The sequence below is a fragment of the Dactylosporangium sp. NPDC050588 genome, assembly GCF_040654975.1.
GTDB classification, from domain to species: domain Bacteria; phylum Actinomycetota; class Actinomycetes; order Mycobacteriales; family Micromonosporaceae; genus Dactylosporangium; species Dactylosporangium maewongense.
The window spans coordinates 120201-134845 of sequence record NZ_JBFAJA010000017.1; the positions used below are offsets into that span (position 1 = coordinate 120201).

Genomic DNA, 14645 nt, shown 5'->3' on the forward strand with positions numbered 1-14645 from the left:
CGGTGCCGCGCATGACAGAGACATTCTTCGCCCTCTTCGGGTTCACATTGTTGTTCGAGCCACCCGCCGTCGCCGGGGTCGTCGGGGCGGGCCTCACACTGGCGCTCCGGCGACGGCTCGGCAAGGCGTTCTGGCCGGCGCTGCTCGGCTTCCTCGTGCTGGTGGCGCGGAAGATGGTCGAGGTGTACGTCGACGTCGCCGAACTCCGCGACGACTGGATCAGGCTGGAGTTCACACTGGACGCCGCCTGGTCGGCACTGCTCACCGCCGCCTTCTTCATCGTGGCCACCCACCGCCACGCCCCCACCGCACCCCCGGACCCGGCGAGCTGACACTTCAAGGGAACCGCCGCCCTCCGCCGGGATTCTGCACGGGCATGGACGTCGCAAGCCCCTCTGCCCCGACGCGAACGGCAACGCCGGCCGGCCCACCACCACCGACGCGGACGCGGGTGGCAACGCCGGCCGGCCCACAGCCGCCAAGACCGACACCGACAGCGACGCCGACCGACACACTGCCGCCAGAACCGACGCAGACGGCGGCACAAACGCCGGGGCCGACACGAACAGCGACACGAACAGCGGGGCCAGCGCGGACAGCAGGACCGACACGGACCCGGATGCGGCTGACAGCGCCAGCCGGCCCACAGCCACCGAGACCGACACCGACAGCGACGCCGACCGGCACACTGCCGCCAGGACCGACGCAGACGGCGGCACAAACGCCGGGGCCGCCACGGACAGCGGCACAAACGGCGAGGCCGACACGGACAGCGGCACGAACAGCGGGGCCAGCGCGGACAGCAGAGCCGACACGGACCCGGATGCGGCTGACAGCGCCAGCCGGCCCACAGCCACCGAGACCGACACCGACAGCAACGCCGACCGACACACTGCCGCCAGGACCGACGCAGGCGGCGGCGCGGGCCGGCACACTGCCGCCGGGACCGACGCGGACGCGGATGCAGGTGACAGCGCCGGCCGACGCACAGTCGCCGAGACTGACACCGACAGCGACGCCGGTCGGCACGCTGCCGCCAAGACCGACGCGGACGGCAACGCGGACGGGAACGCGGACATGGACACGGGTCGCAGCGCCGGCCGGCACACAGCCGCTGAGACCGACATCGGCAGCGACACTGACCGGCACAATGCCGCCAGGAGCGACGCGGACGGCGGCACGGACGGCAGCACAGCCGCCGAGACCAACACGGACTGCGACGCCGACTGGCGCACTACCGCCGAGACCGACAGCGACGCCGGTCGGCGCACTGCCGCCAGGAGCGACGCGGACGGCGACGCTGGCCGGCACGCTGCTGCTGAGGCCGATGCGGGTGGCGACGCTGGCCGGCGTGCTGCTGCTGTCGGCGTGCACCACCGCACCGGTGTCGAATCCGCGACCGTCGCCGACCGACTCCACGGCACCGCCGACCGTGTCCACGGCACCGCCGTCCGTGTCCACGGCACCGCCGTCCGTCTCCGTGGCGCCGGCGGCCCCGCGGGACTGCGGGAGCCTGGTCAGCGTCGGGCTGGGCGGCGACGCGTGGCGTGCGGCGCCCGTGGCGGGGCCGGCCGCGTTCGGGGCGCTCGACTACCGCTGGGGCGACAGGGCCGCCTTCGCGGAACGGACCCCGGACGCGCAGGGCTGGCGCCGGTTCAAGGTGGCGCTGCGGCTGCGCGGCGGCACACCCGCGACGGTCACCGTGCCGGCCGCGGCGTGAGGTCGCCGCCCTCACGTACCGCAACGGCCTCGACGACACCGTCTCCTTCGCCGGCTGCGGCGCCGCGTCGGACCCGCCCGCGAGCGAGTTCGCCGGCGGCTTCGCGGTGCGGGACGCGGCCTGCCTGCCGGTCGAGGTCACCTGGCCAGGCGGCACCGCCCGGGTCGTGCTCGACTTCGGCGTGGGCGGCTGCTGAGCCACGACGGCCCGCAGGTCGGGCGGACCCGGTGCACGTAAACGATCCCCGTCATGCCCAGAACCTACCGCGGGGGTACGACAGAAAACCCGGTCAGGAGGCGGGCCACCTCCGGCGTCGCAGCGGCGTCCACCGGGGTCTGACCGGCGTGGTCCGCGGCGGCGGGGTCGGCGCCCGCGGCGAGGAGCGCCCGGATGAGAGTCGGCGACGCGCCGCGGCGGACCGCGAAGTGCAGCGGCGTGCGGCCCAGCCGGTCGCGGGCGCCGGCGTCGAGGCCGGCGGCCAGGAGCCGGTCCAGGACCCGCAGCCGCGCACCGGCGGGGAACAGCCACGGCAGCAGGTGCACGAGGGTCCGGCCGTGCGCGTCCAGCAGCCTCGGGTCCAGGCCCTCGTCCAGGAGCGCCTCGATCGCGGTCGCCTCGCCGTGCATGACGTACTCCAGCAGCTGTGACCGCAGCTCCAGCAGCGGCGTCGGCAGCCAGCCGCCGAGGGTCCGCCAGCCGCGGACGGCGACCGCGCAGCCCGGCTCGACCCGGCCCGCCAGGGCCTGCAGGGCCAGCTCGCGGGTCAGCTCCTCCGGCGGGTGCGGCACGTGCAGCGTCCCGTCGCGGACGGCGACCTCGTGCCACGTGCCGCCGCAGCTGAGCTCCACCGGCCCGGGCAGCCGCGGAGGCGCCGGCATCGTCACAGCGCCGCGGGCCGGAAGGAGCATGCCGCGGGCCGGGAAGAGCGCGGCGCCGACGAGCGGGTGCAGCTGCGCCGGGTCGAGCTCGCCGCCGCGCAGCTCGTCGAGGACGGCCGGCCAGTGCTGGGCGGCGTGGGGCAGTGCGGGCACGCCCGCCGGCGGGCCGTTGTGCGTGGGCACGACCCGCACTCGGGGCCGGGGCCCGTCGAGACGGTCGAGCAGCAGCCCGAGGAACGACGGCATCGGCGCCAGGACGACGTCGGCGCCGGTGGTCTCCGCCAGGTGGCGGGCCCGTTCGGCGAGCATCGTGAGCCCGGGCCGGTAGTGCCGCAGCAGGTGCTCGGGCGCGTCGACGTCGAACCCGGCCTCGTCCCACGCCTCCGCGATCCGCCCCTTCGCGAGCAGCTGCGTGGCGCGTTCGGTGCGGCCCTCGTGGTCGTCGCGGCCGAGCTCCGCCACGGGCAGCGGCGTCCCGGCGGCGGTGAAGAACGGCAGCCGGGTGCGGCCGCCGCAGCGGGCCAGCAGCTCGGTGGTGTGCCGGTCGTCCCAGCGTTCCCGGTTCAGGTGCAGGCCCTGCTCGACGTGCCCGGCAGCGACCGGCTCGGCGCGCAGCCGCAGCCGCTGCGGCTGGTCGGTCACGTCCGGGCCGTGCACGGTCAGGCCGACGCCGCCCTGGTACAGGGCGAGCGGCGTCACCGCGCGGGCACCGTTGAGCGGCTCGGGCCTGAGCGGCAGGTGCCAGCGCAGCAGGTCCGGCACCAGGTGGGCGAGGTCGTCGGCGACCCGTCCGGCGACGTCCGCGCCGTGCCGGTCGGCGACGGCCGCCAGGTCCAGCTCGACGGCGACGTTCGCCACCACGCAGGCGCCGCGCCAGTCACCCGCGAGGCGCAGCCGCGTGGCCTCTTCGATCATGTCCGCCGGCACCCCGTAGCGCCGCACAGGCAACCCCCGTTCACGTGAGTGGCATCCCCCGGTCACCGGCCGGACAGCTTAGTGCGCGGGGTGTTCGCGTTTCGTACAGTGCCCAGTGTGAAGGGCTCAGTGAACGGCGACGGCGGGCTCCCGGCCGGGGTCGAGGTGTACTCGCTGACGGCCGACGGCACGGCGCTGCTGACGTCCCGGACGGGCCGCGGCGACCTGCTCGACCCGGCCGAGCTGCTGCCGTTCATCGACAGCGGGCAGCACGCCCGGTATCTGATCGGCGACGCGCTGACGTCGCCGGAGCGGCCCAGCAACGCGACCTACAAGCTGGGCCTGATGCGGGGGCACAGCGCGTTCACGCCGCACGCGCACGGCGGGGAGCACTTCGTGCTGAGCCTCGGCTACGCGGCGTGCGGGCTCTACGACGACGAGCGGCAGGAGGCGGTGACGGTGCGGCTGACGCCGGGCGTCATGCTCCGCATCCCGGCGCTGCTGCCGCACTCGTTCATCAACCGGGGCGACGGCCGGCTGCTGATCCTCGCCGCCAACACCGGCTTCGGCATCGACCACGAGGACTACGCGATCACCGCCGAGGAGGCGGAGCGCCGCGCGACCGCGGAGCCACCGCACCACAGCGAGCTGGACTATCCGGCCCTGGCGAAGGCGCTGCGCGCCGTCGGCGAGGCGCCGTCACCGGGTGGGATGACCTTGCGGGAGCGGGCGGCCCGGGCCGCCCGCCGTCTCGCCGTGTGTCTGGAGGGATCGGCATGATCTGCCCGCACTGCACCGCCAACCTGAAGCGCACCGAACGCACCGGCAAGACGTGCGGCAAGTGCCGGAAGTCGTTCGTGTTCGAGCCGAAGGAGAACCCGTTCGCGCTGCACGACGTGAAGGTGCGCCGGCTCACCGGCAAGCTCAGCGAGGACAACCACTGGTACACGGTGACGCAGCTCTGGTACGCGGCAGCCCGCAAGACCAACAAGTCCGCCAACGACGGCACCGCCGGCTGCGGCGTGGTCGTGCCGCTGCTGATCGGCACCATCCTGCTCGCTGTCGGCGTCTTCGGTGACGTGGTGCCGCTCGCGATCGTCGGCGGGGCGCTGCTCACCATCGGTATCGTGATCGTCGTGCTGCGGCTGGCCGGCGTCCTCAAGCGCGAGGTCGCCGTGAAGATGCCGCTGGACCAGTTCCGCAAGGAGATCCTCGGCGGCTGGAGCCGGATCTACCTGAAGCCGCCCGGCGGGATCATCGACGAGGCGCACGTGCGGCCCGGGCCGCCGCCGCAGCAGCCGGCGTTCGCGATCCTGTCCCCGGACCCGTCCGTGCTCGCCTGCCTGCGCGTCAACGAGGTCGAGCGCTACTTCAACGCCGCGCTCGCCGCGAACGTGGCCGCGCTGCCGCCGTCGGTCCCGGTCGCGGTGCTGCGCGACGCGAGCCTCGACGGTGAGGTGTTCCTCGCGACCACCCGCCACGAGCTGCGCGGCCGGCGGGTCATCGACCTGGGCCTGCGGCCACGGACCGTGCTCGCGACGAAGGACCCGTTCAAGCTGCGCACGAAGGCCCGGCAGCCGGAGCGGGTCGCGTGGCTGAAGGCGCAGACGGACCTCACGCCGAAGGAGCTGGACTGGCTCGGCGAGGGCTGGTCGTCGCCGGTGGCGGCGCTGCGCCCGGCGCAGCTGCTGGCCCGGGTCAAGAAGGTCGCCGAGCACCTGCGCACGTCCACCGGGCCCGACCGTGACGAGAAGGCCGCGATGGCGGTCGGCTTCATGACGTGGCCGGGCGAGTGAGCGCCGTCGACCGGGCGCTGGCCTCGGCGGCGGTGCGGGCCGGGGCGCCGGGACGGATCCGGTTCACCCGCCGGCAGCTGTACTACGAGGTGTGCCGGGGCCTGCTGCCGCTGCACCGGCTGCCGCGCCGGCTGCGGTTCACGCTGCCCGCGCCCGTCGGCTACGACCGGTTCCTCGCCGCGCTGGACCGGCACGGTCCCGTGCCCGGGCTCCTCGACGATCCCGCGTCGCGGGTCGCGGCGCCCGCCGACGACGTGCCCGACCTGTACGACTACGGCCTCCCCCGGCTCCTCGTCTGCCAGGACGCGGCGATCGCCGGGATGCTGCTCGCCAACGAGCTGCACATGGAGTCGGCGTGCCCGGTGTTCGCGGAGCGGGACCTGCCGCTCGACCCGCGCCTGACCGACGCGCTGCGGCGTACCGGCGACGCGGCCGTCTTCGTCCTGCACGACGCGAGCGCCGCCGGGTACGCGACCGTCGACGCCGTCCGCGAGTGGGCCGGTGAGCTGCGCGTCCACCCGCTGGGGCTGCGACCGGTGCACGCCGCGGCGCTGCACCTGACCACGGCCTCACGAAGGCTGACCGCCGGCCCGCGCACCACCGCCGTGGACCTGGACGCGCCGGCGGGGCTGGAGCCGTGGGAGGTGCGGCGGCTGCGGGCCGGGCACACCGTCGAGGTCGCCGCCGTCAACCCGGCCCGCCTGCTGCGCACCGTGCACCGCCTGGTCCGGGGGCAGTCCCGGACGCGCCGCCGATCCGCCCGCCTCCGGCAGCTGCAGGCCGCGGGCTTCATGACCTGGCCCGCCGCATGACAGGAGAGCTGTGAGCCACTACCGGGAGATCCAGTTCACCGACGAGCTGCTCAGCGACCGCAGCGTCCATCGCCGCTTCGCCGACGGCCGGGAGGAGTGGCGCCGCCGCGCCGGCGACCATTACGTGCAGTGGCAGGACAACTCCGGCCGCAGCGGCATCGACGAGATCCTCGGCAACCGCATCATCAAGCGCACCTACAGCACCGGCCAGTTCGTCTACGGGCGCGACCAGGGCTACGGCCGCACCGCCTGGGGCGACGGCACGCTGACGGTGAACCGCACCTCGTTCGGCGGCCGCACCGGGGCGATCCTCGCCGCGGTCGGCGCCGGCGCGCTGCTCGGCGCGGTCGTCGCGCCGCCGCTGATGATGTCGCCGATCGAGGAGGAGGAGCTGCGCCGCCAGGCCCAGCAGCAACAGCAGTCCTCCTCCGGCGACGGAGGCGACGGCGGCGACGACGGAGGCAGCTGGTCCGACGACCACGACGGCGACAGCGGCTCCGACGACGACTTCGGCTGAGCCACAGGAAGCTGAGCCGCAGGAAGCTGAGCCGCAGGAACAGCAACACGGAACGGACAGGAGGACCCCGTGGCACGCATCGCGGCGACGCTCGGTGACCCGCAGGCGCTGACCGGGCTCGGCGCCCGGCCGGTCGCCTCGGCGGGCCCGGTCACGCTCGGCATCGTCGACGGCGAGCCGGGGTTCGCGGAGGGGCCGTTCGCCGCCGGTGACCTGCACGCCGTCGGCGAGGTCGTCCTGCACAACCGGGCCGAGCTGCTCGCCGCCCTCGCGAAGGCCGGCGACCCCGCACCGCCGGAGACCCCCGACGGTGCGCTGCTGCTGCGGGTGTACGCCCGGCTCGGCGCCGCCGGCGTCCGCGCGGCCGACGGCATGTTCGTCCTGGTCGTCGCCGACGGGACCGACCTCGTCGTCGTCCGCGACCACGTCGGGGCGCGCACCGCCTTCCACGCCCGGTCCGGGTCCGGCACGTGGGCCGTGTCGACGTCGCTGCGGGCGCTGCGGCACTGGCCGGACCTCGGCACCGGGCTCAACCTCGCCGCCGTGCGGTCGTTCCTCACGTTCGCGTACCTGCCCGGCGACGAGACCCTCCTGCGCGGCGTTCACGAGGTGCTCCCCGGCCGGATCGTGCGGCTGCGCGGCGGAGCCGGCCACGAGGGCACCGTCCGGGAGGAGGTGTTCTGGGAGGCGACCGAGGCGATCGACGAGACGGTCACCGCCGACGGGCACGCCGCGACGCTGCGGGCGCTGCTGGAGCGGGCGACGAGCCTGCGCCTGCCGCAGGCCGAACCCGCCGCCGTCCTGCTGTCCGGCGGCGTCGACAGCAGCCTCGTCACGGCGCTCGCGGCGAAGCTGCACGACCAGGAGGTCCGCACGTACAGCATCAGCTTCGGTCATGAGCTGCCGAACGAGCTGGCGTACTCGGGGCTGGTCGCCGCCCACTGCAACACCCGCCACCAGATCCTCAGCGTCTCCGGCGAGGCGGTCGCGGCGCGGCTCGCGGACACGGTCGCGCTGCTGGACAGCCCCGTCGGCGACCCGCTGACCGTGCCCAACCTGATGCTCGCCGAGGCGGTCGCCGGCGACGGGATGCGGGTCGTGCTCAACGGCGAGGGCGGCGACCCGGTCTTCGGCGGCCCGAAGAACCTGCCGATGCTGCTGTACGAGTTGCACCGCGACGACCCGTCCCCGGACGCACGGTCGCTGGCGTACCTGCGCTCCTACCGCAAGTGCTACGGCGACCTGCCGGCGCTGCTGACCGCGGACACGCTGCGCGCCCTGGACGGCGAGCCCGGGCCGGAGCGCTTCGTCGCGCCGTACCTGTCCCCCGGCACGATGCGCTCCCACCTGAACCGGCTGCTGCACTGCAACCTGCGCACCAAGGGCGCCCACCACATCCTCACGAAGGTCGAGCGGCTCACCGCCGCGCGCGGGTTGCAGGGGCGCGCGCCGCTGTTCGACCGCCGGGTGATCGACCACGCGTTCACGGTCCCGCCGAGGTTGAAGCTCGCCGGTACCGACGAGAAATGGATCCTGAAAGAGGCGGTCCGGGACCTGCTGCCGGCGACGATCATCGACCGCCCCAAGAGCGGCATGCGGGTGCCGGTCCAGCAGTGGCTGAGCGGGCCGCTGAAGGCGCTCGCCGACGACGTGCTGCTCGGCAGCCGCACCAGCGGCCTGTTCGACCCCGTCACGATCCGCGCCTGGCTGCGCGGCGAGGGTGCGCTGCTGCCCCGCCAGGGCGGCAAGGTGTGGCTGGTGCTCACGCTCGAGCTCTGGCTGCGTGCCTACGATGTCGTGTGAACTTCGTTGACCTTCCCGACCCGCGCACCGGCCACATCCGCAGCCGCCTGGACTGCGGTGGCCCCGCCGAGGTGTCGGCGGCCGTCGCCGCCGCCCGCGCCGCCCTGCCCGCCTGGGCCGGACTGACCGCGAAGGAGCGCTCGCACCGGCTCCTCGCGCTGGTCGCGCTCATCGAGCAGCACCTCGACGCGTACGTCACGGCCGAGGTCGCGGGCACCGGGAAGCCCACCGCGGACGCCCGGGCGGAGGTGCTGAACGCCGCCGACGTGCTGCGCTTCTACGCCGGTGCGGTCCGCGCCGACCTCACCCCGGCCGCCGGTCACCGCCTCCCCGGCCGGGAGAGCTGGGTGCGGTGGGAGCCGCTCGGAGTCGTGGCGGCGATCGTACCGTGGAACTATCCGCTGCTCATGGCGGCGTGGCGGCTCGGTCCGGCGCTCGCCGCGGGCAACGCCGTCGTGCTGAAGCCGGCCGAGACCACCCCCGACACCGCGGTGCTGCTGGCCTCGCACGCCGCTTCGACGCTCGGCGCGGGCGTGCTGGTCGCGCTGCCCGGCGACCGCGACACCGGGCGGCTGCTCGTCGGCGGCGACGTCGACGCGGTCGCCTTCACCGGCAGCCAGGCCGGCGGGCTCGACGTCGTCGCCCGGGCCGGGCTGCGCCGGGTCAGCCTGGAGCTCGGCGGCAACTGCGCCGCCGTCGTCCTGCCCGACGCGCCCCCGTTCACCTACGACGAGCTGGTCGGCGCGTGCACGTACAACGCCGGGCAGAGCTGCGCCGCCCCGGCCCGCGTCATCACGCTGCGCTCCCACCTGGACGAGGTCGTCGACGGGCTCGCCGCCGCCATGCTCGCCCGCCGCGCCGGCCCCGACTTCGGACCGCTGAACAACGCCGCCCAGCTCGCCCGCTTCGACGCGATCGTCTCCTCGTCCGCGGCCGGCGTGCGCCGCTCCGGCACCCTGACGGTCGGCTCCGGCGAGGCCGACGGGTTCTGGCGGGCCGGCCTGATCCTCGCCGACCTGCCGCCGGACGACCCGGCGGTCACGCAGGAGATGTTCGGGCCGGCGCTGACGGTACAGGCGGCGGACGACCTCGACGGCGTGGTCTCCCTCGCCAACTCCGTGCCGCAGGCCCTCGCCGCCAGCGTGTGGGGCACCGCGGTCGGTCCGTCGCTGCGGGTCGCCGGCCTGCTGGACTGCGGCGAGGTGTGGGTGAACTGTCACCTGGAGCAGACCGCGGAGCTCCCGCACGGCGGCCGGCGCGGCTCAGGGCACGGCACCGACCTGAGCGTCCTGGCGCTCGCGGAGTACCAGCGCCCGAAGACCGTCACCGTGCGGCTATGAACACGTGCTCCAGACCGGGCCGGTCTGGCGCGTCGCGCACGTCCAGGACCGTGAACCCGGCGTCCTCGAGCGACCTCGTGACCTCCTGCCGGTCGCGGAAGCGGAGCGTGGAGTCGGAGTGCACTGTTTCGCCGTTCTGGAAGGTGTACGTGTAGCGGAACGACACGAACGGCGGCCGGACCTCGGTCACCGACCTGCGTTCCTCCACGACGCCGACCCCGGGCACGTCACGTGTGTGCGGCCCGGGGTCGCGCGCCCAGCCCTCCCAGGCGCGGCGCTCGGGGCGCCGGGTCTCGAACACCAGCACACCGCCGGGCCGCAGGGCGTCGTGGATGCCGCGCAGGGTCGCGGCCCAGTCCCGGTCCTCCAGGAACACCTGGGCGACGTTGCCGGTCATCGTGGCCAGGTCGGCCTTCGCCGTGTCTTCTGGGATGCTGGTGGCGTCGCCGAGGATCCAGGTGACGTCCGGTGTCTTCGTTCTTGCCACATCCAGCGACGCTTCCGCCGGGTCGACCGCCGTCACCTTCGTCCCCCGGGCCGCCAGCAGGAGCGGGAGACTTCCCGTGCCGCACCCGATGTCGAGGACATGAGCGGCCTGGAACTCCTCGACGATGCCCAGGTACAGGTCGAGATCGCAGCGGTCGCCGTCGAACGCGTCGTAGATCGCGGCGAGGCGCGGATGGGTGAAGATGGCGTCGGGCACCCCCGCACTGTGGCACGATTCCGGGCGTGACCGGCAGACCCCCATCGCCGCAGCAGCTCAGCGACCTGGTCCGGCTGCGCCGCGTCCGCGACCGCATCGACCGTGACTACGCGCAGCCGCTGGACGTGGAGGCCCTCGCCCGCGGCGTCCACATGTCGGCGGGCCACCTCAGCCGCGAGTTCCGCGCCGCGTACGGCGAGTCGCCGTACAGCTACCTGATGACCCGCCGCATCGAACGCGCGATGTCGATGCTGCGCCGCGGCGACCTCAGCGTCACCGAGGTGTGTTTCGCCGTCGGCTGCTCGTCGCTGGGCACGTTCAGCACCCGGTTCACCGAGCTGGTCGGGATGCCGCCGAGCGCCTACCGGGCCCGCGCCGCTTCGACCACGGACGGCATGTCCCCGTGCGTCGCCAAGCAGGCGACCCGTCCGGTCCGCCATCCTTCTTGATTCCTGACCGGGCCGCCGCTCCGGCGGTCTCGCATCTGGTCAGGAATCAAGAAGCAGACGCATCCCGTTCTCACATAGCGTGACCGGTATGGACATCGTCATCCACTCATCGTTCCTGCCGCACACCGACCCGGACGCGTCCCTGACCTTCTACCGCGACGTCCTCGGCTTCGAGGTCCGCGGCGACACCGGCTACGAGGGCATGCGCTGGATCACCGTCGGCCCCGCCGGCCAGCCCGGCACGTCGCTCGTCCTGGAGCCCGTCGCGGTCCCCGGCAGCGGCGTCACCGACGACGAGCGCCGCACCATCACCGAGATGATGGCCAAGGGCACGTACTCCGGCGTGAACCTCGCCACCGACGACCTCGACGGCGTGTTCGAACGCCTCCAGAAGCACGACGCCGACATCGTCCAGGAGCCGACCGACCAGCACTGGGGCGTCCGCGACTGCGCCGTCCGAGACCCCGCCGGCAACCTCATCCGCATCCAGCAGCTGAGCCACCCCGCCTGACCCACCACTCTTACACTCGATGACGTTAACGTTACGCTCTCGAAGATCAATGCGGCGTTGCCGAACCTCAGCGCCGGTGGTCCACGCCGCCGTGGTCGCAGCCTGGAGGATCAGGCCGTCCACGGCCGGCCGGGCGCCCGGCGCGACGTGGCTGAGCAGGGCGGGCCCGGCATCGATTGGCACGCCGGCGAGCGGGGGTGGGGCCGGGGCGGCGCGGCTGGGCGGGGGGTCAGCGGCGTTGCCAGATCTCGGCGTCGGCGGTCCAGCGCAGGGTGGTCACGGCTCGGAGGATCAGGCCGCCGGCGGTGGCTGGGGTGAGGTACAGCTCGTCGGCGAGGGCGCGGATGATGTGCAGGCCGCGGCCGTGCTCGTCGAGGACGGCGAAGTCGGTGGCGGCGAGCTCGGTCGTGGTCATTTCCGTGGCGAGGACGAGGCGGCCCGGGTCGATGACGGAGCCGTCGTTGACGACGTGGATCACGCAGCGGAGGTCGGTGACCTCGATGCTGATCTCGTAGTCGTCGATGTTGCGGGCGTGTTCGATGACGTTGGCGCAGGCCTCGGTGAGGATCAGGCCGATGTCGTCGCGGCAGGTGGGTTCGACGCCGAGGGTCTGCAGCGCCTGGTCGAGCAGGCGGCGGGCCATGGGCACCGTCGCGGCGTCCCGCGGGAGATGCAGTGCGAGTCGCAGCGCGATCGACACGTGGTCGTCGCCTCCTTCCGAGTGGTCGTTCCCAGCGACCGTACCCTCAGCACCACAGGTTTCATGTTTGTCACACAGCAAGAATCCTCACCCGGTGCGGGTGAGGGTGGGTCGCGCGGATCTGGGAACGGGTCGGCAATGCGGCGAACACAGTGGTTGCTGGCCCTCTCGGTCGGGTACGTCGACGGCATCTGCCTGCTGTTTCTCGGCGGTGTGTTCGGTGGCGTCGTGGCCGGCAACCTGGTCGTCCTGGGTGTGGCGGGGGTGCAGCGGCTGCCGGATACGGCGCTTCGGGCGGGGCTGTCCGTGGCCGTGTACGGCGGGACCGCGCTGCTCGCCCGGCGGGTCGCCCCGAGCCGCTGCCTCGTCGGTGCGCTGCTCGCGCTCTGCACGCTCTGCGGCGGCTGGATGGTCGCCGCGCACGACCCGCGCGGCCTCACGCAGCTGCCGCTGCTCGCCCTCGCCGCCATCGCCGCGGCCCTGCAGCACACCGCGACCCGCGAGCCCGGGGACACCCCGGTGGCGGGCGTCCAGCAGCTGCTGCCCCTCGGCTGCATCCCGGTCGGGGCGTTGGGCGCCGGGCTGCTGCTGGAGCACGTACCGTGGATCGGCCCGCTACCGGCCGTGCTGCTCGTCGCCGCCGCCCTCGTGGTGGGGTCGCTGCGGACCCGGACGGAGACCACCGCACCCACCAGGCATCGCGAGCCCGCCAGGCTCTGACCGCCGCGCCCGCCGCGCATCGCGAGCCCGCCAGGCGCGAGCCCGCCAGGCGCGAGCCCGCCAGGCCGTGACCGCCAGGCCGTGACCGCCGCACCTGCCCGGCATCGTGAGCCCGCCAGGCCGTGACCGGCCGTACAGTTGCGGCATGGGCATGGTGCACACGGTCGGGCTGGTTCTGCACCCCCGCCGCGACTCGAAGCCGGCGATCGACGCCATCATCGACTGGGCGAAGACCCGCGAGGCGACGGTCCTCGGGCTGCCCGACGAGGTCGACCGCATCGACTGCACCGCCGTCGCGGTCGACGCCGACGAGCTGGTCAGCCGGGCGTCGCTGGTCGTGAGCCTCGGCGGCGACGGCACGATGCTGCGCAGCATGCGGCTGCTGTCCGGCAAGCCGACGCCGGTGCTGGGGGTCAACCTGGGGCGGCTCGGGTTCCTCGCGGAGGTCGCCGTCGAGGACCTGGCGGCGGCGCTGAGCTCGATCGACGCCCACCGGTACACCGTGGAGCCGCGCATGGCGATCCGCACCCAGCTGCCCGACGGCACCGGCGTCACCGCCTTCAACGACATCGCGCTGGTGCGGGTGCCGGGGCAGGGCCTCGCCGCGGTCGGCATCTCGATGCAGGGCTACCCGTTCGTGCGGTACTCCGCGGACGCGCTCATCGTCGCCACGCCGACCGGCTCGACCGCTTACAGCTTCTCCGCCGGCGGGCCGATCGTCTCGCCGAACGTCGAGGGCATCCTGGTCGTGCCGGCGGCGGCGCACTCCGCGTTCAACCGGGCGATGGTCCTCTCACCCGACGAGGACCTCGACCTGGAGCTGCTGCCGACCAGCGGCCGGCTGGTGGTGGAGGTCGACGGCATCCTCGGCGGCGAGCTGAAGGCCGGCGACATGCTCACGGTGTCGGCGGTCCCGTCCGCGGCGAAGGTGGTGCGCCTCGGGTACACCACGTTCTACGAACGGGCCCGCCGCAAGCTGCGGGTCAACGGCAGCCTGGAGGTGGAGGAGCCGTAGCTCATCCGAAGGCGACGTGATCCAGCCAGTGGCGCAGCACCCCGGAGTCGCCGTCGATCGCCAGACCGTCGGCGTCGCGGCGCCGGTACACCAGCAGCAACAGCTCCTGGACCGGCGCTCGGACGGTGACGGCCGCGGGTCCGCCGCCGCGGCGCCAGGTGTTGACGTCCCCGGTCAGGTCGACGAACCACGCCGCGGGCAGATCGTCCGCGCTCAGCGTCAGCGTGCGGCCGGGGCCGAGGACGGCCCGTTTGCCGGGGGTGAGGTCGAAGTGGATCGGGTGCGCGTCGAGCGCCATCCACTCGTCGAGCGCGTCGGCGGCGACGTCCGGCGCGACCGCGAACGGCACCCCGGCGGCGAGGCACGCGTCGGCCCGGTGCATGAGCGTCTCGTGGGCGAAGCGGCGCGCCCAGAAGGGCATGCCGCCCAGGTCGAACGGCGTCCACACGGCCGGGGACGGGCCGGCCTCGCGCAGCGCGCCGGCGAGCTCGCGGGCGCCGTCGAGCAGCCACGCCGCCGGGACGGGTCCGGTGTCGTCGCCGGCGACGTCGCGGACGATGCCGTCGGGCAGGAACCCGGTCGCCCTGGTCCGGACGATCTCGGCGGCCCACCGGTGCCCGCCGCCGATGTGCCGCAGCAGCGCGCCCAGGGTCCAGGCGGGGCACGACGGCACGGGTGCGGTCAGGGACGCGCCGTGCAGTCCGTCGACGAGCAGCTCGGTCTGGGCGACGATCCACCCGCAGTGGTCCTCGAAACGCATGGCTCT

The 14645-nt window shown here is 74.1% G+C and carries 16 protein-coding genes; 12 read left to right on the top strand and 4 right to left on the bottom strand.

Annotated elements, in window-relative coordinates:
* The first annotated feature begins 11 nt into the window (after positions 1-11).
* Positions 12-332 (top strand): hypothetical protein, encoded by a 321-nt coding sequence (locus tag AB0I21_RS14315; RefSeq protein WP_360561204.1) that lies wholly within the window; start codon positions 12-14, stop codon positions 330-332.
* Positions 333-1327: 995 nt separating this feature from the next.
* Entirely contained in the window at positions 1328-1720 is a 393-nt protein-coding gene (locus tag AB0I21_RS14320; protein WP_360561205.1) for a hypothetical protein, read from the top strand.
* A 260-nt stretch (positions 1721-1980) separates the two neighbouring features.
* On the opposite strand, the gene AB0I21_RS14325 is transcribed toward AB0I21_RS14320, so the two are convergent.
* The gene (locus AB0I21_RS14325; RefSeq protein WP_360561207.1) at positions 1981-3513 is read right to left on the bottom strand and encodes an ankyrin repeat domain-containing protein; all 1533 of its coding nucleotides are present in this window, start codon (positions 3511-3513) and stop codon (positions 1981-1983) included.
* A 117-nt stretch (positions 3514-3630) separates the two neighbouring features.
* Between AB0I21_RS14325 and AB0I21_RS14330 the strand changes: the two genes are divergently transcribed.
* The 6 genes from AB0I21_RS14330 (at position 3631) to AB0I21_RS14355 (ending at position 9781) form a co-directional block, all read left to right on the top strand.
* Positions 3631-4293, top strand: coding sequence for a hypothetical protein (locus tag AB0I21_RS14330; RefSeq protein WP_360561209.1), 663 nt, complete (start codon positions 3631-3633; stop codon positions 4291-4293).
* The gene (locus tag AB0I21_RS14335; RefSeq protein ID WP_360561211.1) at positions 4290-5309 is read left to right on the top strand and encodes a hypothetical protein; all 1020 of its coding nucleotides are present in this window, start codon (positions 4290-4292) and stop codon (positions 5307-5309) included. Before AB0I21_RS14330 ends, AB0I21_RS14335 begins: the two co-directional genes overlap by 4 nt.
* Positions 5294-6121: a hypothetical protein gene (locus AB0I21_RS14340; protein WP_360561213.1), complete on the top strand. Its 828-nt coding sequence runs from the start codon at positions 5294-5296 to the stop codon at positions 6119-6121. Before AB0I21_RS14335 ends, AB0I21_RS14340 begins: the two co-directional genes overlap by 16 nt.
* A gap of 10 nt (positions 6122-6131) precedes the next feature.
* A complete protein-coding gene (locus AB0I21_RS14345; protein ID WP_360561215.1) occupies positions 6132-6638 on the top strand; it encodes a hypothetical protein in 507 nt (168 codons plus the stop codon).
* 69 nt (positions 6639-6707) lie between these two features.
* A complete protein-coding gene (locus AB0I21_RS14350) occupies positions 6708-8441 on the top strand; it encodes an asparagine synthase C-terminal domain-containing protein (protein ID WP_360561217.1) in 1734 nt (577 codons plus the stop codon).
* Positions 8438-9781: an aldehyde dehydrogenase family protein gene (locus AB0I21_RS14355; protein ID WP_360561218.1), complete on the top strand. Its 1344-nt coding sequence runs from the start codon at positions 8438-8440 to the stop codon at positions 9779-9781. Before AB0I21_RS14350 ends, AB0I21_RS14355 begins: the two co-directional genes overlap by 4 nt.
* Here the strand turns inward: AB0I21_RS14355 and AB0I21_RS14360 are convergent.
* A complete protein-coding gene (locus AB0I21_RS14360; protein ID WP_360561220.1) occupies positions 9765-10484 on the bottom strand; it encodes a methyltransferase domain-containing protein in 720 nt (239 codons plus the stop codon). The genes AB0I21_RS14355 and AB0I21_RS14360 overlap by 17 nt on opposite strands.
* Positions 10485-10510: 26 nt before the next feature.
* Here AB0I21_RS14360 and AB0I21_RS14365 point away from each other — a divergent pair, with 26 nt between their 5' ends.
* Both AB0I21_RS14365 and AB0I21_RS14370 read left to right on the top strand, forming a co-directional pair.
* Positions 10511-10933 carry a helix-turn-helix transcriptional regulator gene (locus AB0I21_RS14365; protein WP_344499190.1) on the top strand — a complete coding sequence of 141 codons (423 nt, stop codon included), beginning with the start codon at positions 10511-10513 and terminating at the stop codon, positions 10931-10933.
* An 88-nt stretch (positions 10934-11021) separates the two neighbouring features.
* On the top strand, positions 11022-11444 hold the full coding sequence (locus tag AB0I21_RS14370) for a VOC family protein (protein ID WP_360561222.1): 423 nt from the start codon (positions 11022-11024) through the stop codon (positions 11442-11444).
* 229 nt (positions 11445-11673) lie between these two features.
* On the opposite strand, the gene AB0I21_RS14375 is transcribed toward AB0I21_RS14370, so the two are convergent.
* Entirely contained in the window at positions 11674-12144 is a 471-nt protein-coding gene (locus AB0I21_RS14375) for an ATP-binding protein (RefSeq protein WP_360561224.1), read from the bottom strand.
* Positions 12145-12282: 138 nt separating this feature from the next.
* On the opposite strand from AB0I21_RS14375, the gene AB0I21_RS14380 reads away from it, so the two are divergent.
* Together AB0I21_RS14380 and AB0I21_RS14385 are read left to right on the top strand one after the other, a co-directional pair.
* Positions 12283-12864: a DUF1275 family protein gene (locus AB0I21_RS14380; RefSeq protein WP_360561226.1), complete on the top strand. Its 582-nt coding sequence runs from the start codon at positions 12283-12285 to the stop codon at positions 12862-12864.
* 145 nt (positions 12865-13009) lie between these two features.
* Positions 13010-13879: an NAD(+)/NADH kinase gene (locus tag AB0I21_RS14385; RefSeq protein WP_360561227.1), complete on the top strand. Its 870-nt coding sequence runs from the start codon at positions 13010-13012 to the stop codon at positions 13877-13879.
* Position 13880: 1 nt separating this feature from the next.
* On the opposite strand, the gene AB0I21_RS14390 is transcribed toward AB0I21_RS14385, so the two are convergent.
* On the bottom strand, positions 13881-14639 hold the full coding sequence (locus tag AB0I21_RS14390; RefSeq protein ID WP_360561229.1) for a maleylpyruvate isomerase family mycothiol-dependent enzyme: 759 nt from the start codon (positions 14637-14639) through the stop codon (positions 13881-13883).
* Between the last annotated feature and the right edge of the window lie 6 nt (positions 14640-14645).